The organism is Ruegeria sp. CDSA089 (assembly GCF_059612205.1).
On sequence record NZ_JBXWQD010000012.1, the window covers coordinates 1 to 21,097 of the forward strand.

General features: G+C 55.4%; 18 protein-coding genes. 5 read left to right on the forward strand and 13 right to left on the reverse strand.

Annotation, left to right across the window (positions count from 1 at the left end):
- A partial coding sequence (locus AC2FJ6_RS19305; protein ID WP_496669717.1) for a hypothetical protein occupies window positions 1-269 on the forward strand: 269 nt, incomplete at its 5' end.
- Here the strand turns inward: AC2FJ6_RS19305 and AC2FJ6_RS19310 are convergent.
- On the reverse strand, window positions 253-1,524 hold the full coding sequence (locus AC2FJ6_RS19310) for an adenylate/guanylate cyclase domain-containing protein (RefSeq protein WP_170774122.1): 1,272 nt from the start codon (window positions 1,522-1,524) through the stop codon (window positions 253-255). The two genes, AC2FJ6_RS19305 and AC2FJ6_RS19310, sit on opposite strands and share 17 nt — an antisense overlap.
- Window positions 1,525-1,935: 411 nt before the next feature.
- Here AC2FJ6_RS19310 and AC2FJ6_RS19315 point away from each other — a divergent pair, with 411 nt between their 5' ends.
- On the forward strand, window positions 1,936-2,985 hold the full coding sequence (locus AC2FJ6_RS19315; protein WP_170770724.1) for a GlxA family transcriptional regulator: 1,050 nt from the start codon (window positions 1,936-1,938) through the stop codon (window positions 2,983-2,985).
- Here AC2FJ6_RS19315 and AC2FJ6_RS19320 read toward each other — a convergent pair.
- The 8 genes from AC2FJ6_RS19320 to AC2FJ6_RS19355 form a co-directional block, all read right to left on the reverse strand.
- On the reverse strand, window positions 2,945-3,877 hold the full coding sequence (locus AC2FJ6_RS19320) for a 3-hydroxyacyl-CoA dehydrogenase NAD-binding domain-containing protein (protein ID WP_170770726.1): 933 nt from the start codon (window positions 3,875-3,877) through the stop codon (window positions 2,945-2,947). The genes AC2FJ6_RS19315 and AC2FJ6_RS19320 overlap by 41 nt on opposite strands.
- Entirely contained in the window at window positions 3,877-4,608 is a 732-nt protein-coding gene (locus AC2FJ6_RS19325) for an SDR family NAD(P)-dependent oxidoreductase (protein WP_170770728.1), read from the reverse strand. The genes AC2FJ6_RS19320 and AC2FJ6_RS19325 overlap by 1 nt, the downstream gene beginning before the upstream one ends.
- A complete protein-coding gene (locus AC2FJ6_RS19330; RefSeq protein WP_170770730.1) occupies window positions 4,608-6,026 on the reverse strand; it encodes an aminobutyraldehyde dehydrogenase in 1,419 nt (472 codons plus the stop codon). The genes AC2FJ6_RS19325 and AC2FJ6_RS19330 overlap by 1 nt, the downstream gene beginning before the upstream one ends.
- Window positions 6,027-6,036: 10 nt before the next feature.
- Window positions 6,037-6,969 carry a 3,5-dioxohexanoate:acetyl-CoA acetone transferase gene (kce, locus tag AC2FJ6_RS19335; RefSeq protein WP_496669719.1) on the reverse strand — a complete coding sequence of 311 codons (933 nt, stop codon included), beginning with the start codon at window positions 6,967-6,969 and terminating at the stop codon, window positions 6,037-6,039.
- Window positions 6,969-7,763 (reverse strand): SDR family NAD(P)-dependent oxidoreductase, encoded by a 795-nt coding sequence (locus AC2FJ6_RS19340; RefSeq protein ID WP_170770733.1) that lies wholly within the window; start codon window positions 7,761-7,763, stop codon window positions 6,969-6,971. The genes kce and AC2FJ6_RS19340 overlap by 1 nt, the downstream gene beginning before the upstream one ends.
- Window positions 7,763-9,295, reverse strand: a complete 1,533-nt coding sequence (gene betC, locus AC2FJ6_RS19345) for a choline-sulfatase (RefSeq protein WP_170770736.1) — start codon at window positions 9,293-9,295, stop codon at window positions 7,763-7,765. Before betC ends, AC2FJ6_RS19340 begins: the two co-directional genes overlap by 1 nt.
- On the reverse strand, window positions 9,292-10,413 hold the full coding sequence (locus tag AC2FJ6_RS19350) for an aromatic ring-hydroxylating oxygenase subunit alpha (protein WP_170770738.1): 1,122 nt from the start codon (window positions 10,411-10,413) through the stop codon (window positions 9,292-9,294). The genes betC and AC2FJ6_RS19350 overlap by 4 nt, the downstream gene beginning before the upstream one ends.
- A gap of 375 nt (window positions 10,414-10,788) precedes the next feature.
- On the reverse strand, window positions 10,789-11,646 hold the full coding sequence (locus tag AC2FJ6_RS19355) for an amino acid ABC transporter substrate-binding protein (RefSeq protein WP_496669722.1): 858 nt from the start codon (window positions 11,644-11,646) through the stop codon (window positions 10,789-10,791).
- Window positions 11,647-12,487: 841 nt separating this feature from the next.
- Here AC2FJ6_RS19355 and AC2FJ6_RS19360 point away from each other — a divergent pair.
- The 3 genes from AC2FJ6_RS19360 to AC2FJ6_RS19370 all read left to right on the forward strand — a co-directional run bounded on the left by AC2FJ6_RS19360 (window position 12,488) and on the right by AC2FJ6_RS19370 (window position 16,927).
- Entirely contained in the window at window positions 12,488-13,585 is a 1,098-nt protein-coding gene (locus AC2FJ6_RS19360; protein ID WP_496669724.1) for an efflux RND transporter periplasmic adaptor subunit, read from the forward strand.
- Window positions 13,585-16,677 (forward strand): efflux RND transporter permease subunit, encoded by a 3,093-nt coding sequence (locus AC2FJ6_RS19365; RefSeq protein WP_496669726.1) that lies wholly within the window; start codon window positions 13,585-13,587, stop codon window positions 16,675-16,677. Before AC2FJ6_RS19360 ends, AC2FJ6_RS19365 begins: the two co-directional genes overlap by 1 nt.
- Window positions 16,678-16,756: 79 nt before the next feature.
- Window positions 16,757-16,927 carry a hypothetical protein gene (locus AC2FJ6_RS19370; RefSeq protein WP_170770746.1) on the forward strand — a complete coding sequence of 57 codons (171 nt, stop codon included), beginning with the start codon at window positions 16,757-16,759 and terminating at the stop codon, window positions 16,925-16,927.
- 141 nt (window positions 16,928-17,068) lie between these two features.
- Here the strand turns inward: AC2FJ6_RS19370 and dxs are convergent, their stop codons facing one another.
- The 4 genes from dxs to AC2FJ6_RS19390 are packed head-to-tail and all read right to left on the reverse strand — an operon-like array spanning window position 17,069 to window position 21,046.
- Complete coding sequence (gene dxs / locus AC2FJ6_RS19375) at window positions 17,069-18,997, reverse strand: 1-deoxy-D-xylulose-5-phosphate synthase (RefSeq protein WP_496669728.1); 1,929 nt, start codon at window positions 18,995-18,997, stop codon at window positions 17,069-17,071.
- A gap of 16 nt (window positions 18,998-19,013) precedes the next feature.
- Window positions 19,014-19,880, reverse strand: a complete 867-nt coding sequence (locus AC2FJ6_RS19380; RefSeq protein ID WP_496669730.1) for a polyprenyl synthetase family protein — start codon at window positions 19,878-19,880, stop codon at window positions 19,014-19,016.
- The gene (locus AC2FJ6_RS19385; protein ID WP_480503546.1) at window positions 19,881-20,123 is read right to left on the reverse strand and encodes an exodeoxyribonuclease VII small subunit; all 243 of its coding nucleotides are present in this window, start codon (window positions 20,121-20,123) and stop codon (window positions 19,881-19,883) included.
- The gene (locus AC2FJ6_RS19390) at window positions 20,120-21,046 is read right to left on the reverse strand and encodes a histone deacetylase family protein (RefSeq protein WP_170770750.1); all 927 of its coding nucleotides are present in this window, start codon (window positions 21,044-21,046) and stop codon (window positions 20,120-20,122) included. Before AC2FJ6_RS19390 ends, AC2FJ6_RS19385 begins: the two co-directional genes overlap by 4 nt.
- Window positions 21,047-21,097 lie beyond the last annotated feature (51 nt).

Consider the following 21,097-nt stretch of genomic DNA (forward strand, 5'->3'; position numbering starts at 1 on the left):
CTCCACTCCTTAGCGGTTACGATGAGCCAGAAACCCTCTCTTATCAAATCAACCTAAACTGTCCCATTGGCGCTGACGTCAGACAGATATTCTGCTTCGACGCGGCCATTCGCGCATGGCGCAGCATTTGGAAAAATGGGCACGAAGCGGACGTTCAGAGATGTCAAGCCGATGACTGCCTTGCGGACAAAGCACCCGTTCATCATTTGTTGCAGAAATCCGAAGTTACTAACTTAAGTTCAAATAAATCGTTCATTTGGATCGATTAATTGAGCTACTTTTATGGACGGGTGGTGCGAACTCTGGAAGCGTAAAGACCTTTGTTGATTGCGACATACCTGCTAGCTGGTGTTGCCCCAAGGGCTCAAGCCGCGTTGCAACATCTGCTGCGAATTCCGAGGACATTACCAAAGGTGTTTTAAGAGACTTACACAGACCCTCAAGCCGGTTGACTTGGTTTACCGCAGGGCCAATCGTGGTGAAATCCAGCCTACGTTCCGTGCCGACGTTTCCATACATTACGGAACCCCGATGTAAGGCAATTCCAAATTCAATTCTGCCGCCGTACTTTTGCCAAATGATGTTCTTTTCCCTCGCGCGAGCTAAGCACTCCAACACTGAAGACAATGCGGCACGGCTCATGTCGACTGCCGGCCTCGACTTTTCGTCTACTGGGAAGATTGCCATAACAGCGTCGCCGATAAATTTAAGGATCTCACCGCCGTGATCTTCTACTGCCCCGGCCGTGCAATCAAAATAGTCGTTAATTAACGCCAGATATCTATCCAATGGCATGTCTTCTGCCATCCGACTGGAGTTTCTAAGGTCGCAATAAAACAAAATGCAGTCGATTGCCCCTCCATCGCCGCGCTCGATTACACCATCCAAGACACGGTTTCCAGAGTAGCTTCCTAGGTAGGCATCCATGAGACCTTGCGCAAGAATGCGCGATTGAGCGTTTTTTATAACCAGTGCAAGGGCAGGCATGAGTGCTCGGATATAGTTGATTTCAGAGTCGCTAAATCCGCCTATACGTCGTGTAGAAATCGACATCATAACGCCTTCCATTCCAGGCGGAAAATCCGACCAGCGGCTAGCGTCATCGCGATGATAGCTTTCAAACTGAACCAGATAGTCCGTTGCGCCATCTGAACGAAGCTCTTCCAGGATCGGAAAACTGGTCTCGACCGACCCATCCTCCAATTTGTAACGCCGATAGGAACCGCCGTTATGCGCCAAATCGAAAAAAGGTGTATTGCGGAATCCAGGTGTCGCAAGCTGGTCTCTGGGCGTTAGTTCGACTTTGGCTTGGTCGTCGCGGACCGTCCAAAGCACATTCAAAGCGCCAAAAATTGGGTGCAGGACCATGCCCCCGACGTTGATCCGAGCAACAGGGACACCAGCGGAAACCAGACGGTTGCCAAAGCCTCGCACCACATCCTCGGCCTTGGTATCGCGAAGACCGCACCCCATCAGCCAAGCAGCAACGCTATCTAAAAGTGGAGACCTGCTGAACTCAATCATACTGAGACACTTTCTTGTCTAAAAAAGCGTATTGAACCAGCTCGATACTGAGACCTTAGACCAATTTGACACAATGAGCGCAGGGAGTCTTGTTCCGAGCCTTCAGTCCTTTTGTATCACAGCACTGCTATCGCCTCCTAGCTTGGTGCGCTAAACAACCAGTTTCACCCCTGTACTCCAAGGTAAGCGACGGGCTCGGTGCCGTCGTTAGTTGCGGTTTGCCCAAATGACCGTTTCGCGGACAAAGCGGATAGTCAAATGAAGTGCAGGAATTTCTGCTGTCGACCAGTTGCTGACATCTGGCATTTACCGTCGATGCAGAGATGCGGCCCCCCAAGGCGACATTCGCTGCGGCCGCAACATAAACGCAGTTCATTTGACAAATTCAGACGCGTTTTGACAAAATCAGACATGTCCAGTCCAATCATAACCCAGCATGAAATAATCGCTCTCGTGACTCCACATTTCAATGCGTCGGCGACAACGTCGTTCATTGATCCGTTTCGCGTAGCTAACTACTTGTCAGGGAGAAATAAGTTTTCGTGGACCCTTGTCTCAGAAAACGGCGGCGGGATCGAGGCCAGCAATGGGATGCTGATTGAAACCGCCCCCGTTAAAGACGTCAATGAAAGCAACCCTTGGCTCGTTCTTGTTAGTTCAAGCTGGACGCCCGAGCGCTACACGTCGCACGAGCTTCGCAATTTGTTTCAAAAGTGGTGGCGGTCGGGCGCGATCATCGGTGGATTGGACACAGGCGCGATCATACTTGCAAACGCAGGTATGCTGAAGGGAAAGACAGCGACGGTTCATTACGAACATATCGATGCATTCATCGAAATCGCCCCGGATACGGACGTGTCTGAGAATATGTTCGTGCAAGATGACCGCATATTCACGTGTTGCGGGGGCACGGCGTCTACTGATGCGGGGCTGCGGTTAGTGCATGCGGTGGCCGGCGAGAGCATTGCGAATGCGACGGCGCGGTATCTGTTTCATCACGAGGTTCGAGGCGAAGGGCGTTCGCAGAACCCCAAAGTCGTCGAGCCAATGGGCTATGTCACGTCTGGCGTTGTGCGAGCGGCAATCGACTTAATGGAAGCCCACCTCGAAACGACGCTGTCGATACCTGAGATCGCGGAAAGACTGGGTGTCTCACAACGTCAGCTCAGCCGATTGTTCGATCAGTACGTGTACAAATCACCTGTCGCCTATTATCGCGACATTCGCTTGGACCGGGCCCGCGGACTGGTTACCCAAACCGAATTGAAATTCAGTGAGATCGCGGCCGCATCCGGGTTCAACAGTCAGGTTCATTTCAGCCGCGCCTATAATCAACGGTTCGGTTTAACACCAAGCGCAGATCGGATCGAAGGTCGCGTCCCTTTCGAGTTCCGCGCCTGGCCGATGTACAAGCCGGATCTCAAGAGCGATGCGGACGCGTCGCGATCTGCATCGCCGTAAGCATTTTGTCCCGCTTCGCGGATAGCTCCGCCGTGGTTTTGCCCTCGGATGCTTTAACCATGCCGTCGACCAACAGTTTTACGGTATAGTCGTCTAGTCGTGGATCGCCCAGATCGTCCCACCATCCGTTAAACGTGTCTTTGAAATGGTCGCAAAAACCCTGTAACCCGCCCTCACCGGCGCCAAGGTGAAACAGGGTTGTCGGCCCCATGGCAGCCCATCGCAGTCCCGGCCCGGCCCACATGGCTTTGTCGATGTCTTCGACGCTCGCCACGCCTTTGACAACCATGTGTACCGCCTCGCGCCAGATGGCCGCTTGCAGACGGTTGGCAACATGTCCTGGCATCCCCTTGTTGATGCGGATGGTCACCTTGCCGATGTCGACGTAGAAGGCTTCAGTCCGGTCTAACACTCCCGCCCCTGTTTCTGAGTTAGCCGTAAGTTCGACCAAGGGGATCAGGTGCGGTGGATTGAATGGGTGACCAAGGATTAAAGGGCTTGGGTCTTTCCAACCTTTTTGTAACGCCTCCAACGTCAGACCGGAGGTCGAGCTTGAGACAATCACGCCGGGTTGCAGCAGGGGCTCTATCTCTCGGTAGGTTGCGTGTTTGAGCGTCAGCCGTTCTGGCACGTTTTCCTGCACGAACTGGGCAGTTTGCACCGCTTCACCCGCGCGCGCAACAAAGCGCAATGCGTCAGGCGTGGCGCGCGCGGTTAGCCCTAATTCGTCCAAGGCGGGCCACGCCCTTTCAATGTACTTTCGCACGTTGGTTTCCGCGTTCGGATCAGGATCGAACACCGTCACGCAGCGCCCCGCTGCAAGAAAAAGCGCAGTCCAACTCGCGCCAATGACGCCAGCACCTAAGACGGCTGTATGTACAATCTCGTCCATCAGAAAAGCCCCGGGTAAAGCGGTGACGCAGCGGTCATACCGCCGTCAATTACAAAGAGCTGACCTGTCGCGAATGCAGCTTCGTTCGAGGCCAACCAAACCGCCATGGCGGCAATATCGTCAGGCTTACCGAACCGGCGAACAGCGTGACGGGCCAGTGCGTCCTGCTTCGCTTTTGCAGGGTCGTCAGCAAGATCAAACCCTGCATCGAGCATTCCGGTTTCGATCCAGCCAGGACAAATTGCGTTGCAACGAATGTCTGGTCCGTGATCCACGGCGATGGAACGCGTCAGCCCGTGCACGAACGCTTTTGACGCATTGTAAAGCGCCATGGACGGGTCCGCGACGTTGCCAGAAATCGAGCCGATGTTAATAATCGATCCGCCTTTGGGCATAAGCGGGACAAACGCGCGGCAGCAGTTAAAAACGCCACGTGCATTTACGCCCATCACCAGTTCCCAGTCGGCATCCGTGGTATCAACCACAGTTTTCTCGACCTGCACACCCGCATTGTTGACCAGAATGTCCGTCGCCTCGGCGATGATGTTCACTGCCGCAGGATCTGACACGTTGAGCTCATGCCAAACGACATCTTCAGGCAGTCCGCCGGGTCGAGGCCCACGTCCGCAAGTCGTAACGGTCGCGCCCTCGCTCAAAAACGCGTCTACGATACCGCGGCCGATGCCTTGCCTGCCGCCCGTCACAAAAGCGCACTTGCCCGCCAACCGCATCAGTGTGCCACCATCACGTGCCGGATCGCGGTATAGGCATCCAAGGCGTAAACTGACATGTCGCTGCCTGTACCCGAGCCTTTCATCGCGGCCCACGGCATTTCGGGCGTGGCAACGCCGTGGGTGTTCACCCATGTGAAACCATAGCGCAGCTTAGAAGTCATATTCATGGCGCGTCCCACATCGCGGGTCCAAACCGAGGATGCCAAACCATAGCTGGCTGAATTTGCGATCTTCAATGCCTCTTCCGCATCCGAGAACCGGGAAACGGTGACAACAGGACCAAAGATTTCATTACAGGCAACCTCCGCGTCGTTGTCTACATTGGCGATGACTGTGGGCTTGTAGAAGAATCCGTCGCCGTCGCCTGTGGCGCCGCCTGAGACGATCTCCGCAGCGTTGCGCGCGCGGTTAACAAAACCAGCGACACGGTCGCGTTGAGAAGCGGACACAAGCGGCCCCATTTCCGTGCCTTTGGCCTTAGGCGCACCGATCTGGATCTGGTCAACCTGATCCTGAATTGCAGCTACGATCTGGTCATAAACACCATCAGCCACCATGATGCGGCAGGGTTGCGCGCAGTCCTGACCGGCGTTGAAATAGCTGCCATATCGAATCGTCTCGGCTACGGCATCAAGATCTGCGTCTTCGAATACTATGACCGGGGCCTTCCCTCCCAGTTCAAGATGCACGTGACGGATTTGCTGAGAAGCCGCGCGCATGGCCGCCATGCCGGTAGCTGGTGACCCCGTGATCGTTATCGCCTCCATCTCTGGGCTGTTGATCAACGCGTCACCAACGGACGGGCCGCGTCCGTGGATCACGTTCAGCACGCCCTTGGGAAGGACATCCTGTAATAGCTCCGCCAGACGCAGCGTAGACAGCGGCGTCAGTTCAGAGGGTTTTAGTACTAAAGGACAGCCTGTCGCAACCGGCGCGGCCAGCTTCCATGACGCCATCATCAACGGATAATTCCAGGGCGCAATTGCAGCCACAGGCCCGACTGGATCACGGCGGATCATGGATGTGTGGCCTGCAACGTACTCGCCGGTCGCAGACCCCGTCATGGTGCGAGCAGCGCCTGCGAAGAAACGAAAGACGTCGATGGTCAGCGGCATCTCGTCATCGTGCGCAGATGGCCACGGTTTGCCGACATCCAAGCTTTCCAGCTCGGCCAGTTCTTGGCTATGCGCTTCGATCACATCAGCGATCTGCAGCAGCAACGCCGCGCGCTCTGCCGGAGGGGTTCTCGCGAATGCGTCAAACGCTTCTGCAGAGCTGCGGGTCGCCGCCTTAATCTGCTCCGGGCTTGCCTCGCGTACCGCCTCGAGCACCTCGCCTGTCGCTGGGTTCAGGACATCGAGTGCCTCGCCTGTGCCTTCGACCAGCTCGCCGTTTATCAGCATTTTCGTTTGCATAGGTCCCTCCCTAGAACCCAACCTGATCGCCGCCCTTTAGCGCCAGACGCGCGCGCGCCTCTTCTGGAGTAGCAACTGTCAGACCCAGATTTTCGATGATGCTGCGGATGCGAATGACCTGCTGCGCATTTGACGTCGCAAGCTCGCCTTTGCCGATAAAGAGGCTGTCCTCCAGCCCGACGCGCAGGTTTCCGCCGCGCATCGCGCTTAGGGTGGCAAAGGGCATCTGATGCCGCCCTGCCGCCAGCACTGACCATTCGTAATTCTCGGGCCCAAACAGTTTGTTAGCGGTGTTGTGCATATGAACCAGATGATCGGGATCCGCAGCAACTCCGCCCAAGATGCCAAAGACCATCTGTATAAAGAATGGCGGCTTGATAATGCCCTGATCTACGAACCATTTGACGTTGTATAGGTGGCCCAGGTCATAGCATTCGAACTCGAATTTGGTGCCGTGATCACCGCCGAGCTTTTCGATCGCATAGCGGATCGTTTTGAACGTGTTGGGAAAGATGAAATCTTCGGTCATCTCAAGAAACGGGCGTTCCCAGTCGAATTGAAATTCGGTGTACTTTTGCAGCATCGGGAAGATGCCAAAATTCATCGACCCCATATTCAAGCTAGCCATCTCCGGGCTGGCAGACGTTGCCGCCAAAAGCCGGTCATCCATCGACATCCCCAGCCCGCCACCCGTCGAGACGTTTATCACAGCGTCAGTAGACTGCTTTATGACCGGCAAAAACTGAGCAAACAGTTCGGGACGAGAATCAGGTTTGCCAGTCTCTGGATGGCGCGCGTGCAGGTGGATGATCGATGCACCGGCTTGGGCGGCTTCAATGCTGGCGGTGGCAATCTCAGCAGGGGTAACCGGCAGGTGCGGCGACATGGAAGGGGTATGGATACCGCCCGTGGGTGCGCAGGTGATGATAACGGACTTTGGCATCAGAGTTTCATCTGCTGAACTTGCGCCGACAGCCCGCCATCGAGCACCCAAAGCTGACCGGAGGCATAGCGCGCTTCATCTGAGGCCAGCCAATTAACCAGATTGGCAATGTCCGTGGGTGTGCCATAGGTGCGCATCGGATGCACGTCTCGCACGGCCTTTTGCAGTGTTTCAATATTGCCGCCACCCCCGCCAGAACCATCACCGTTGAAAAAACTCTGTAGCATCGGTGTATCGATGTAGCCTGGGCAGATCGCATTGACGCGGATGCCTTCGGGACCATGATCGCAAGCCATGGCGCGAGTCAGCGCATGCACCGCGCCCTTCGTGGCGCAATAGGCAGCAAGGCCGGGATCGGCGATGAACCCGTCATACGAACCGAAATTGATCAGGCTGGCGCTGCTGCCCGACTTCGCAGCTTCACGCATCAGCGGCAGTGCGTATTTTGAAGTCAGGAATGTCCCCGTCGAGTTCACAGCAAAGCTCTGATTCCATTCCTCAAGCGTGGTTTCCTCCACGGTCTTTTCGATTTCGATCCCTGCGGCGTTCACCAGAATATCCAGTTTTCCCTGTCCACGTCGCACTGCTTGCATTGCGGCGATAGCATCGGCTTCTTGCGTTACATCAAGTTTCAAATAGATGCTGCCATCGTCGTCATGGGCATTGAGCGATCCATGGGGTGTGAGATCGGCAGCGTAGACCGTCGCACCTTCCTTTATGAACCGCGCCACAATCGCGCGTCCTATGCCGCCGCGTGCGCCAGTCACCAGCGCGATTTTTCCGTCAAGCTTCATCAATTCTGGTCCTTCAAAGGGGGATAGCGGTAGCGATTTGCGGCTGCGGTCCAATCCATATGGTTTCGCACGTATTGCTGGCTGGCGTCGCTCGGCGGGTTGTAGTCCCAACTTTCGCTTGCACCTGCTTCCATCGCAGCGTGCAGGGCCCGACGAGATTTTTGCGTTGCGATGATCTGTTTGCGCAGTGCTTTGCCATCCCAACGCGCGGCAACCTCCGCCGCAAAGTTTGACGCCGCATCGGCATATTCCGCATCTGCCGCGACATTGCGCATTTCCAAGGGATCTACGCTGAGATCATAAAGCTGAGCTGGATCACTGTCACAATGAATGTATTTCAACACCCCGCGCCGGATCATTATCACGGGATAGCCCGTCATCTCTGCGCAGTATTCACCAATTGCTTCGTCAACCGGGTCGTCTCCGCCACGCATCAAGGGGACCAAACTGCGCCCGTCTATCGGTTCACCGAGCATTGACAGGTTGCCGCCGGCAAGTTCGATAAACGTTGGCAAAAGATCCACGAGCGAAACAGCATTACGCGCTGTCCCGACAGCAACGCCCGGCCCGGCCATGACCATGGGCACCCGGGCTGAATGTTCAAAGAAGTTCATCTTGTACCAGAGGCCACGCTCGCCCAGCATATCGCCGTGATCAGCAGTGACTATGACAATAGTGTTGTCCAGTTCTCCAATTTCCTCGAGGGTCTGAACAAGCTCACCTATCTTGCTGTCAAAATAGCTGACATTGGCGAGATATGCCCGGCGGGCACGGCACACTTCCTCTTCCGTCAAGGGCACATACGAGGCTTCGATCCCGTCCAGCAAACGCCGAGAAAACGGATCTTGATCCTCAAGCTTTGGCACAAACGCCGGCATGTCGATGTTATCATCGGAGTAAAGGTTCCACCATTCGGGACGCGCCACATACGGATCGTGCGGATGGATGAAACTCGCCACCATAGCAAAAGGCGCATCCAGCCCGAGCGCCTTGTCCCTTGCGGCATTGATCAGCCAGCGTTTGGCGGCAAAAGCGACCTCGTCATCAAAATCGATCTGGAATGTCGCATGCGCCAGACCGCTTTCTTTAACGGTCTGCATGTTGTGATACCACTTATCGATCCGCTCGTCAGGAGCTTCCCAATCCGGGGTCCAGGCAAAGTCCGCGGGGTAGATATCGGTGGTCACGCGATCCTCAAACCCGTGCATCTGATCGGGACCGACAAAGTGCATCTTGCCGGACAGGCACGTGCGATAGCTGAGCGATTTCAGATAGTGTGCAAAAGTGGGCACTGACGCTTTGAATTCAGACGCGTTGTCATATGCCGCAATCCGGCTGATGTTCTGCCCTGACATAAAGGCAAAGCGCGACGGGGCGCAGAGCGGCGAGTTGCAATAAGCTGCATCAAAGCGCATCCCGCGCGCAGCCAACGCGTCCAAATGCGGAGTCTTGGCGATCTTATGTCCGTATGCCCCGGTGAAATGCGGCGCCAGTTGGTCCGCCATGATCACCAGAATATTCGGCCGCGTCACGCGGCACCTTTTTCGTAGGCGTCCAGAACAAGCCCGTGGAAATGGTGAACCGCGTGTTCCGATTTGCCCGAGCCATCGGGATCATGAACAATCCGCCCTTGCGTGAACGCCGGCGTATTCATCCCGCGCTGTACACTTTCCACGAGGTTGATGTCTTCGACCTGAAGCACTTCGTCCAAGTATCGGATCGCATCTAACTCCATCTCGTCAGGCTCAGGCGTTTCAAGGAAAAAGTCGTAGGTTTCCAGTGTCCGATCCGGGTCCACGGGAATGATGTTCAACACAATCATGCTGGAGCGTCCGGGATAACGCATCAGGCACGTTGTCGGGTAAAGCCACCAAACGGCATGAGTCTTAACTGTCGCATTGGAAACGTCATAGGCGCTATTCGCGTTTTGACCCGCGTCCGCCATATGGCTGGAATAAATACCGTGGGTCGTCACCTTATAGGTGTCCATATCCACCAGATCGCAGAAGTCCTTGTGCGCGGTCGGGCAGTGATAGCACTCAAGGAAATTGTCGACGACGTTTTTCCAGTTCGACTTGATATCATAGGTCAGCCGATGGCCGAATGTCAGCTGATCCACATCAGGTGCCCAATGGCGCACCTCCGTTTCAAGGTTCCCGGATTGTTCAGCGAGGGGTCGCGCATTCGGATCGAGGTTAACGAAAACAAAGCCGCAGAATTCTTCGACCTGCACTTCATCAAGGCAAATTTCACCCGGGTTGAAATCAACAAGGCTCTCAGTATGCGGCGCGCGCGCCAACTGCCCGTCCAGCTTGTAGACCCAAGCATGATAGGGACACATGATCCGCGTCGTGTTGCCTTCTCCTGACAGAAGCTCATGCGCGCGGTGCTTGCAGACATTATAAAAGGCCCGCAGAATTCCTTCCTTGCCGCGTACAATCGCAATCGGATTGCCCGCGATTTCCACGGTGCAATAAGCGCCCGGCTCGCGGGTCTTCTCAACATGACAAACCCATTGCCAAGTCCGAGCGATTACCGATTTCAGATCCGCATCGAACCACGAGTGATCCGTATAGGCCTCTGCCTTCAGGGAGTAGGAACGGGCTGGATCGCTACTGTAACCGCCAGAGATTTCAGCATCGTCGTTCATAACGTCCTCCCTTGCTTTGCAGCAGTGTAGGCAATCCAGCTGAAACGGTTTAACTAAAACCGCCGCAAGTTTAACATTTTTAGGCTTCGCTCGCCTATATTGGTCCCTTCGACTTTTTGGTCGTGTTCGCCTAGTCAAACGTCATTATGTTGGCTGGGAAGGATGCTTCAGGTTATGCCCAACTCGAAATGCGCACCCGCAGAGAACGTCTGCTCTCCGGCCATATCAACCGATGCTGCGTCCACAACTAGCGTCGCCTTTTGTCTTGGTGCGTACCTTCGCTGAAGTTCGTCCCAACTTCCGCTTTGCGAACAAACCAGCATAAATTACAAAAGGACAATTGACACTTAGCAAAACTGTTTCATGCAATGCGTCTCAAGGATTGGTAGGGGCGATAACATAAAGAGCCTTCAATGCTTCGCTGGGCTCGATCCCTGGCAAAGAAATGCGAAAAATCTCTTCCATTGTGCCTTGAGCGTACATCTCTGACAAAATGCGATCTATTAGCAATCGAAAATCATAGTCTCCTTTCGGTATCGCCAATCCTTGCTTTTCTATGGTTAGTATTTCTTGGGACAACTTGAATTTGCCCTTTAGTCCGGCAGCAATGTAGTTGACCAACAAAATCGACTGATCCGCAAAATACGCATCGATTTCGCCGTCTCTTAGCGCCTTGATACCGTCTGGGTGTGAACCGAACCGCACCATATTTGCTTCGATACCCTCCGCTTCAAAGGAATTGAGAACGGATGCTTCTGTTGTCGTGCTGCTTCTCATACCAATCTTCTTCCCCGCCAGCGCACTCATAGTGCCCTCGGCTTCAATTGGTAATAATATGGACGTGCCATCGACATATATTGGAAGCGAGAAATCAACAGCTTCGCGACGGGAAAGTGTTATGGTCGCAGCCCCACAGAGCATATCTATTTCTCCCGAGGCAACTTTGTCGAAACGATCCTTGGAGTCGACCGGAATGAACTGGACGTTCAATTCATTCAATTCCAGTTTCTTCGCGAGACGCTGTGCGACCTGATCGCAAATCAAGGGTGACAAGCCAAACGGCCGACCTTGGTCGTTGACGTAAGATAGTGGCGCAGCATCTATTCGAAAACCAAAGCGGATTTCGTTATTTTTTGTTATCCGTTCGATTGTCTGAGCAACCGCTCCGGTTGTGAATAGAACCATCACACTAAGTACAGAAAGCAAGCGCATGGGTTTTATTTCTTTAATCATTGTCCGTCCCACAGGAGTACAAGGCATCTCATGTCGAGAATAATACACATTGAGGCTCAAAAAAGTCAGATTATTAACGACAAGAGTTTCTGGGCGAGGGAAGAAAACCGCATCTTGGCACCGTAAGTAGCTGACTCAGTTTAGACTAGGGCATAGATTATTGGGCTGGGCTTAAGTTCGATTGTCCAGCATGGAATACATCTATTGGATGTCGCGGTATCAAACTAACACTGAACTGACTTTTTTCATGACAAAAAGTTAAAACATTCCGCTTTGGGCTCAGTGCAGCCAACAGTCACCGTATGGCACTCTATGCGTTTTGTGTGACCTACCGAATTGGGTTCAGCTGATACCATCGCTGCCGCGTTTCTGAAGGTTAGGCCCGAGTAAATAGGGCTCAAAGCGGTTATTCGCTTCACTCGGCATGAGCGGTTGCTTTGCGGACAAAGCTGCCATTAGCAAATAATCAGCAATGGCAGCGGTTCACGAAAGGGGGACATTTCAGCTCCACACGTAGGTCCGGACGACGGCCTGGACTTTAATCAATCACAGTTTGCCCTCCGCACGTTTACCTTTTAACGCAGTTACACTAACTCGAAACACGGCCTTCTGTGCCACCGATATGACAAACGGCAGCGTCGAGGCGACATCGTACTGATAAATTGTCTTGTCAGTTTGCCAAAGTGTACTCGGGTTTCTCTCCGCCACCACTAAACAAATTCGTATTTTTGACTTTGTTTGGTAAGCGCGTACAATTGCAACAGGTTTAGGCGCAAAATCCGCAAGTTAGGCCACCTTCACAGCGACGAAGTGAGGAACGCGGGCTGCACGGGAGGGGGATATGAAGAGAACTTTTGGTTGGCTATTTGCTTTCGTGTTGCTTACCGGCTGCTGGGAGAAGGAAGAAGATGCGACCCAAACACTTATTCGACCTGTCAGAGCCATCGAGATTTCCGACCTTTCCAGTTTGCATGACCGATATTTTGTCGGAACAGCCAGGGCCGCGCGCGAAGTCTCTTTGGCCTTTCGCGTACCGGGCAATGTTGTTGGCGTCGATGTTCAGGTTGGCGACCTTGTAACTAAGGGTGCCATTATGGCAGCCTTGGATCCAGCCCCGTACCAGGCTGAAGTAGACCGGCTTAACGCCGAACTCGAAAGCGCACAGGCAACGTTTGAGAACGCCAAGTTGCAAACAGATCGGCAACGATCGCTGGTCGAAAAGGACGTCGCTGCTCAGGCTACACTCGACCGATTTATCGCTGGCGAGACATCCGCAAAGGCGGCCATCAATTCTGTTCAAGGCGCTCTGGACAGAGCCATTCTGGATTTAACCTATACGAGTTTGGCGGCACCGTTCGATGGTCGTGTTGTCGGCAAATACATTGAAGATTTCGAAGAAGTCGCCGCTCAGACTCCGGTGCTGCGCATTTTGGATGCCGAACGCATCGAAGTGGTGATCGATATCCCCGAACGATACATCGCCCTGATCCCTCACATTGAAGACATCACCGTTACTTTTGATGCCCTGGGGGATGTGGTTCTACCGGCGGAAATCAGCGAGATTGGATCCGAGGCTTCGGCGACGACCCGAACCTTCCCTGTCACGTTGATTATGGATCAACCGGAAGACGCACTTGTTCTTCCGGGTATGGCAGGGCGCGTCCGTGGCCAGCCAAAGGAAGGGCACGAACCATTCGATGCGATCATGGTTCCTGCCAGCGCGGTTTTCGTGCCTGAAGGGGAAACAGATCCGCATGTCTGGGTATTCGATGCCAGCTCAGAAACCGTAACGGCAAGGAAGGTTTCGCTTGGCACGCCCCGGTCGCAAGGGGTGGCCGTTAGTGAAGGTCTGGAATTTGGTGATGTGGTCGTCACTGCCGGAGCGAATTCTTTGCGAGAAGGCCAAAAGGTTTCACGACTTTCCGAGGATACAGAGTAATGGGTCTCGCGGCGTTCTCCATCCGCAACGCCAAATTCGTTTGGTTCACGGTAGTCATGCTTACGTTGGGCGGCATTTCGGCTTTCTTTAGTCTGGGGCAGCTAGAAGACCCCGAGTTCACTATCAAAACTGCGGTTGTGACCACCCTCTATCCCGGCGCCAGCCCTGAAGAAGTTGAGCAAGAGATCACAGAACGGATCGAGCTGAAACTCCAGGAAATTAAGGAGATTGATTACATCTCGAGCGAAAGCAGGGCGGGTGTGTCGACGATTAAAGTCGAAATTCGCCCGAACTATTGGTCGGACCAGCTACCGCAAATCTGGGACACACTACGTCGGAAAGTCAGAGACGTGGAAACAGACCTGCCCCCGGGCGCAGGTCGTCCTGCCATCAACGATGATTTCGGTGATGTCTTCGGTCTACTGCTGGCTATGACGTCCGATGGGTTCTCTGCTCAGGAGCTTGATGGGTATGCCGAAGACTTCAAGCGAGAGCTCTCGCTGATCGACGGTGTCGGCCGCGTCGATCTTTGGGGCGAACGCGACAGGGTCATTTATCTGGAAACACGGGAAGAAGCCTTGGCCGCATTGGGAGTTTCGGCTCAGACAATTCTCAACACGTTACAGACCCAGAATGCGATCGTGGATGCAGGGCGGGTAAACGTCGGTGACTACCGCATGCGCATTGCGCCCAGCGGAACCTTCACAAGCCCAACTGACATCGCAGATTTAGTCGTCCGACCAAGTGGTCTGGATCAGGCTCAAAGCGGTCAACGTCGTTGGCCAGAGTTGCTAAGGCTGGGCGACATCGTTGAGGTTAAAGAAGGCTACATTGACCCACCGATAACTATGATGCGTTATAACGCCCTTCCATCTATTGGTTTGGCCATATCCTTCCAGTCTGGGGTCAACGTTGTCAGTGTTGGTGAGGCGGTAGATGCGAGAGTATCAGAACTGATCGCAAGCCTGCCGATGGGCATCGAGGTTGAACGGGTTCATTGGCAATCCGATGACGTAAACCTTGCGGTCAGCAGTTTTCTGGTGAGCCTTGCCCAAGCCGTCGCAATCGTCCTGGTCGTTTTAACTTTGGCGATGGGTGTTCGGATGGGGATCATCATCGGCAGCGGGCTGATTCTAACAATCCTAACCACCTTCATACCCTTGGCAGCACTTGGCATAGATCTTCAGCGCATGTCCTTGGGTGCATTGATCATTGCGCTCGGCATGATGGTAGATAACTCGATCGTGGTAGCGGACGGCGCCATGGTCCGGATGTCGCAAGGAATGGACCGTGCAAAGGCCGCGATTGAGGCCGCAACGCGTCCCGCTATGTCGTTGCTTGGGGCCACGTTTGTCGCGGTCATGGCTTTCTACCCGATCTTTGCATCTGTCGAGAGCGCAGGGGAGTACTGCCGAACACTCTTCTCAGTTGTTGGGATCGCGTTGCTGGTCAGTTGGTTGCTGTCGATGACGGTAACACCACTGCAATGCGTTGCCATGCTACCGGAGCCAAAGGGTGGAGCAAGCGAAACCTTTGACACCGGTTTCTATGCGATTTACCGCCGCTTTCTGGCTGCGGCGATCCGCGTGCGTTATCTGACGATCGGGGTGGCTTTGGGTGCTTTGGTCATTGCCGGGGTTGGCTTTGGGTCTATCACACAGCTGTTCTTCCCGACCTCGTCGATGACCAAATACATGATCGACTATTACGCGCCTGAAGGAACTCGGATTGAAGCCGTGTCAGAAGCGATCTCGCGGATCGAAGAAAAGGTTGAAATGGACGATCGTGTCACTGGCATCGCCAGCTTTATCGGAGCTGGCCCGCCGCGTTTCTACCTGCCGGTCGACCCCGAGGGAACCAACCCATCCTACGCGCAAGTCATTGTGAACGTCGAGGATTACCGCGACATTCCAGAGATGACCAAAGAGATATCGCTTTGGATATCAGCCAATATCCCCGAGGCGACCTCTTTCACGCGCCAATTTGGTGTCGGACCTAGCAATACATGGGCGTTCGAGAACCGCATCGTCGGCCCGGCGGATGCTGATCCTGAGACATTGCGCAAAATTGGTGACAGAGCAGTTGCGATATTGGATCAGCATCAATGGACGAAAGTGGCGCGCACCGATTGGCGCAACCGTGTCCTGAAAACTGTCCCAGCCTATGACCAGGACCGAGCGCGATGGACCGGCATCACCTATGAAGATCTTGGTAACACGACAAAACGTGCATTTGACGGGCGTTCGGTCGGCCTTTACCGCGAAGGTGACGAGTTGCTGCCAATCATCGTTCGGCCCGGCGCAGAAGACGTGGCTGCCGTCGACAACTTTGAACTGTTGCAACTTCAGTCACCGTTTTCTGTTGAGCCTGTGCCATTGGCGCAGGTCGTACGCGGCGTGAATATCCAGCTCGAAGACCCGACGATCAATCGTCGCGACCGGCGCCGTGTTCTGACTGTGCAAGCCAATTCAATCGATAGCGTAACTCTGCCAAGCTATCGCGCCGCAGTTCTTGCCGATTTTGAAGCTTTGGAGGCTGACTTGCCGCCGGGCTACAGCATGGAATGGGGTGGAGAGTACGAGGACACAGTTTCTGCGCAAGCGTCTTTGATTCCGGGTATGATCCCCGCGTTTTCGATCATGGCATTGATTGTAGTTGGGCTGTTTAACTCATACCGCAGACCGCTTGTCATTTTCCTGACTGTACCTTTTGTGCTGATAGGTATTGTTCCGAGCCTGCTCCTCACAAACACACCGTTTGGGTTCGTTGCCTTGCTCGGGGGCATGAGCCTGGCGGGCATGATGATCAAAAACGCAATCGTTCTGATCGATCAGATCAACGATAACTTGGCCGAAGGTCAGCCGGGCTACGACGCCGTTTTGAATGCCGGAGCCTCAAGACTGCGCCCTGTCGTACTGGCCGCCGCCACTACAGTTTTGGGTGTGATACCGCTACTGCCAGACGTGTTTTGGGTGGGTCTTGCTGTAACGATCATGGGCGGTTTGACGGTGGGTACGATGCTCACGATGATCCTGGTACCGGTCTTGTTCGCCACGCTGAGCGGCATTCGACAGTCACCGAAAGCCGTTTGACGTCATCTATTAGCGGTCTTTGGATCGTTTTTTTCGAGCATGTAGTTGTTGAGTGTAAACAACTCATTTGGGGGTAAAGATGGACAATACAGTACTCTACTTTCTGGTCGGCATCTTCGTGGTTGGCCTAGTCTCACTGGGATATTTTGCCAAAGGTAGCGGAGCACTGCTTGTGATCGTGATATTGGTTGGTGTGTTGTTAGCGATGATCGCATTTTTTGGGGGTTACTTTGGCGAGGCACCGAAGTGAGCTTGTAGTGGCATCATTGAAGACGCCTCGCGAGTTACAGGAAACGTCAGTTGATCCGAGAAGGAGGCTCATTGGATTTGACGCTTGGTGACTACTTTGTTCAGTGCCATCTATAGGCACCATTTTCTGCGAAAACAGAGATCAGGCGCGCTTTTCGCCGATTGTGGCCACGCCCAGAACCGACAGCACTTTGGCCTCGATCTGCTCGGCATTCATGCCGGCCACCGCGTACATATCCGCCGGGCTGGCCTGATCGATGAAGATGTCAGGCAACACCATTGAACGGTATTTCAGGCCGTCATCAAACACGCCCTCGTCCGCCAGCAGCTGTGCCACATGGCTGCCAAAGCCACCAATCGCCCCTTCTTCAATGGTGATCAGCGCCTCGTGATTGGCGGCCAGATCCAGAACCAGGTCGCGGTCCAGCGGTTTGGCAAAACGCGCATCGGCGATCGTCGGCGTGATACCCTTAGCGGTAAGCGCCTCGGCCGCTTTTTGAACTTCGGCCAGACGGGTGCCGAAGGACAGCAGCGCAACCCGCGCGCCGGTTTGGATGATGCGACCTTTGCCAATTTCCAGAACTTCCCCGCGCTCGGGAAGGTCGACGCCTACACCCTCACCCCGCGGATAGCGGAACGCGATGGGGCCTTCGTTATGCGCAGCGGCGGTGGCGACCATGTGCATCAGCTCGGCCTCATCGGCGGCGGCCATCACCACCATGCCCGGCAGGTTGGACAGATAAGCGATGTCGAACGATCCCGCATGCGTCGCGCCATCGGCCCCCACAAGCCCCGCGCGGTCGATGGCGAACCGGACCGGCAGGCGTTGAATGGCCACGTCATGCACAACCTGATCATAACCGCGCTGCAGGAAAGTCGAATACATCGCGCAGAACGGCTTCATCCCGCCCGCAGCCAGCGCGGCGGCAAAGGTCACGCCGTGCTGTTCAGCAATCGCCACGTCGAAACAACGTGAGGGGTAGCGTTCTGCAAACAGGTTCAACCCAGTGCCATCTGGCATCGCCGCAGTCACAGCCACGATCTTGTCGTCGCGCCCCGCTTCCGCCACCAGCGTCTTGCCAAAGACCGAAGTATAGGAGGGCGCGTTCGACGGTGCCTTGTGTTGTTTGCCGGTCACCATGTCGAATTTCGCGGTGGCATGGCCCTTGTCGCGGGCTTGCTCGGCGGGGGCATAGCCCTTGCCCTTTTTGGTCAGGACGTGGATCAGGATCGGCCCGGTCGCCCGCGCCTTGACCGTGCGCAACACCGGCAGCAACTGGTCCATGTCATGCCCGTCGATGGGGCCGATATAGGAAAAGCCCAGTTCTTCGAAAAACGTGCCGCCCATGGCCATGCCCTTGAGCATCTCTTTGGCGCGTTTCGCCCCTTCGCGGAAGGGTTCCGGCAGAAGGGACACCGCGCCTTTGGCGGCGGCTTTCAGATCGTGGAACGGGGCTTCGGTATAAATCCGCGACAAATAGCTGGACAGCGCACCAACCGGGGGCGCAATGCTCATCTCATTATCGTTCAGGATTACGATCAGGCGTTTTTTCAGGTGGCCCGCATTGTTCATCGCCTCGAACGCCATGCCTGCGGACATCGATCCATCGCCGATCACCGCAATCGCATCGCCCAACCCTTCTGGCGTGATACCGCCTAAATCGCGCGCGACGGAAAACCCAAGCGCAGCACTGATCGAGGTACTGGAATGTGCAGCCCCGAACGGGTCATAGGGGCTTTCGCTGCGCTTTGTGAACCCGCTCAGCCCGTCTTTCATGCGCAGTGTGCGGATCCGGTCGCGCCGTTCGGTCAGGATTTTATGAGGATAGCACTGGTGCCCCACATCCCAGATGATCTTGTCGCGCGGGGTGTCAAAGACGGCGTGCAGCGCGGTGGTCAGCTCGACGACACCCAAACCAGCGCCCAAATGCCCGCCGGTGACGGAAACGGCCGAGACGGTCTCAGCCCGCAATTCATCGGCGATCTGCCGCAACTGCGAATCCGAAAACTGCTTGAGGTCCGCAGGGCGGCTCACAAGGTCCAGCAGGGGCGTATTCGGGCGGTCAGACATATGGCGCGTTCCTGGCTTAGCTGTCCCGGGCAATAACGAAGCGGGCGGCGTCCTTCAAGGTTTCAGCGGCAGGCCCATAGCCATCCAGCGCAGCACAGGCCTGATCCACCAGCTCCGCCGCGCGGGCCTTGGCGGCGTCCAGCCCCAGCAGCGAGACAAAGGTGGCCTTGCCCGCCTTTGCATCCTTTTGCAGACGTTTTCCGGCTTTTTCGGCATCACCCTCAACATCCAAGATGTCATCCGCGATCTGAAAGGCAAGGCCCAGAGCACGGGCATAGTGGCGCAGCGGGTCCGGGTCTGCCTGAGCCAGCCGTGCCCCCGCGCAGGCAGACCATTCGATCAGCGCCCCGGTCTTACCTGCCTGCAACCGCGTGATCTGTTCCAGCGTCAGCGGAGCCTCCGCCGTTTCCGCCGCGATATCCAGCGCCTGTCCCAGCACCATACCTTGCGCACCGCTGGCTTTTGCCAGTGTTAGGGTCAAATCTGAGCGAATTGCGGCCTCGCCAACCTGCGCGTTCCCGCAAAGCTCAAACGCGAGCGTCTGCAACGCGTCCCCGGCCAGAACGGCCGTACCCTCATCCCATTTTACATGAACCGTGGGCCGCCCCCGGCGCAGATCATCATCATCCATGCAAGGCAGATCATCATGGACCAGCGAATACGCGTGCAGCGCCTCTATAGCCGTCGCTGGCCAAATGGCTCGTTCAGTCTCAACACCATGCAACCGAGCGCTCTCTAACACCAGAAACCCGCGCAGCCTTTTCCCGCCCTCGGTGGCATAAGCCATCGCCCGGGTCACATCCAGATTGTCCAGCGCCCCCAGAACCGTATTGAAGTGGTCCTGAATAAACGCCGCATCCTGCGCCAATCTGTCTCGAAACATTTACTGACCTTCGACAGGCGTGGTCCCGGTCGGCTGACCTTCGGCATCCAGCGTGATCGCCGCCACTTTTTCCTCGGCCCGCTTCAACTCATCCTCGCAGCGTTTCTTCAGCTGCGCCCCGCGTTCGTACAGAGCAATGGATTGGTCCAATGCAACATCTCCACGCTCAAGCTGACCAACCACGGCCTCCAGCTCTTTCATGGCCTGTTCGAATGTCATCTGGTCAACGGGTGTCTCGGTCATTGGGCTGCCTTCATCAATTCTTCCACATGGGCACGGGTGGCCTCGGCCAAGGCTTTCAGATCATACCCGCCCTCCAGAGTCGAGACGATACGACCCTCACACAGCTCTGCCGCGATCTGGCACAGCTCTGACGTGAGCCAGGCAAAATCCCCGGTGGACCAGTTCAATTCGGCCAGCGGATCATCCTGATGCGCGTCAAACCCGGCCGAGATGACAATTAGCTCAGGTGCAAAGGCACGCAGACGCGGGAAGGCCAACCGTTCATAGGCCGCACGCATCTCGGCCCCACCTGTACCAGGTGCCAGAGGGATATTCAGCACCGTGTCATAAGCACCGGTTTCATCGGGGCGCCCGGACCCCGGCCACAAGGGCATCTGCTGGCTGGTAATAACCAACGCGCGCTTTTCGTCCCACAGCAGATCCTGCGTGCCATTGCCGTGATGCACGTCGAAATCCACAACGGCCACGCGGCTCAGCCCGTGATGGTCCAGTGCATGTTTCGCCGCCAGAGCCGCGTTGCCGAATAAGCAAAACCCCATGGCAGTGTCCGTCTCAGCATGATGCCCCGGAGGCCGCACCGCGCAAAACGCATTCGGCGCCTCACCACCCAGCACCAAATCCACCGCCCGAACAGCCGCCCCCGCCGCGCGATATCCCGCGCTCACCGACCCCGGCGACATGAATGTATCGCCGTCGATCTGCCGAAACCCGTCCACAGGCGCGCTGCGCCGAATGTCTTCAATATAGCTGTCCGGGTGAATACGCCGCAGATCATCATCTGCTGCCAAAGGCGCAGTCTTGCGATCCAAATCCAGCGGCTCCAAGGCATGCAGAATATGTTCCAATCGCGCGAACCGCTCAGGGTGGCCGTCCGGCGTCACATGTCCAAGACAATCCGCATGAGTCAAAAGCGCAGTCTTCATCAGGATCCCATCTTCATCTGGCTAAAAATATCCTCGCCGAAGGCAAAAAAT

Excerpts from the sequence above, each read along its gene's own strand:
- AC2FJ6_RS19310 (WP_170774122.1), bottom strand. The coding sequence starts at position 1,524 with ATGATTGAGTTCAGCAGGTCTCCACTTTTAGATAGCGTTGCTGCTTGG.
- AC2FJ6_RS19315 (WP_170770724.1), top strand. The coding sequence starts at position 1,936 with ATGTCCAGTCCAATCATAACCCAGCATGAAATAATCGCTCTCGTGACT.
- AC2FJ6_RS19320 (WP_170770726.1), bottom strand. The coding sequence starts at position 3,877 with ATGGACGAGATTGTACATACAGCCGTCTTAGGTGCTGGCGTCATTGGC.
- AC2FJ6_RS19325 (WP_170770728.1), bottom strand. The coding sequence starts at position 4,608 with ATGCGGTTGGCGGGCAAGTGCGCTTTTGTGACGGGCGGCAGGCAAGGC.
- AC2FJ6_RS19330 (WP_170770730.1), bottom strand. The coding sequence starts at position 6,026 with ATGCAAACGAAAATGCTGATAAACGGCGAGCTGGTCGAAGGCACAGGC.
- kce (WP_496669719.1), bottom strand. The coding sequence starts at position 6,969 with ATGCCAAAGTCCGTTATCATCACCTGCGCACCCACGGGCGGTATCCAT.
- AC2FJ6_RS19340 (WP_170770733.1), bottom strand. The coding sequence starts at position 7,763 with ATGAAGCTTGACGGAAAAATCGCGCTGGTGACTGGCGCACGCGGCGGC.
- AC2FJ6_RS19350 (WP_170770738.1), bottom strand. The coding sequence starts at position 10,413 with ATGAACGACGATGCTGAAATCTCTGGCGGTTACAGTAGCGATCCAGCC.
- AC2FJ6_RS19355 (WP_496669722.1), bottom strand. The coding sequence starts at position 11,646 with ATGATTAAAGAAATAAAACCCATGCGCTTGCTTTCTGTACTTAGTGTG.
- AC2FJ6_RS19360 (WP_496669724.1), top strand. The coding sequence starts at position 12,488 with ATGAAGAGAACTTTTGGTTGGCTATTTGCTTTCGTGTTGCTTACCGGC.
- AC2FJ6_RS19365 (WP_496669726.1), top strand. The coding sequence starts at position 13,585 with ATGGGTCTCGCGGCGTTCTCCATCCGCAACGCCAAATTCGTTTGGTTC.
- AC2FJ6_RS19370 (WP_170770746.1), top strand. The coding sequence starts at position 16,757 with ATGGACAATACAGTACTCTACTTTCTGGTCGGCATCTTCGTGGTTGGC.
- dxs (WP_496669728.1), bottom strand. The coding sequence starts at position 18,997 with ATGTCTGACCGCCCGAATACGCCCCTGCTGGACCTTGTGAGCCGCCCT.
- AC2FJ6_RS19380 (WP_496669730.1), bottom strand. The coding sequence starts at position 19,880 with ATGTTTCGAGACAGATTGGCGCAGGATGCGGCGTTTATTCAGGACCAC.
- AC2FJ6_RS19385 (WP_480503546.1), bottom strand. The coding sequence starts at position 20,123 with ATGACCGAGACACCCGTTGACCAGATGACATTCGAACAGGCCATGAAA.
- AC2FJ6_RS19390 (WP_170770750.1), bottom strand. The coding sequence starts at position 21,046 with ATGAAGACTGCGCTTTTGACTCATGCGGATTGTCTTGGACATGTGACG.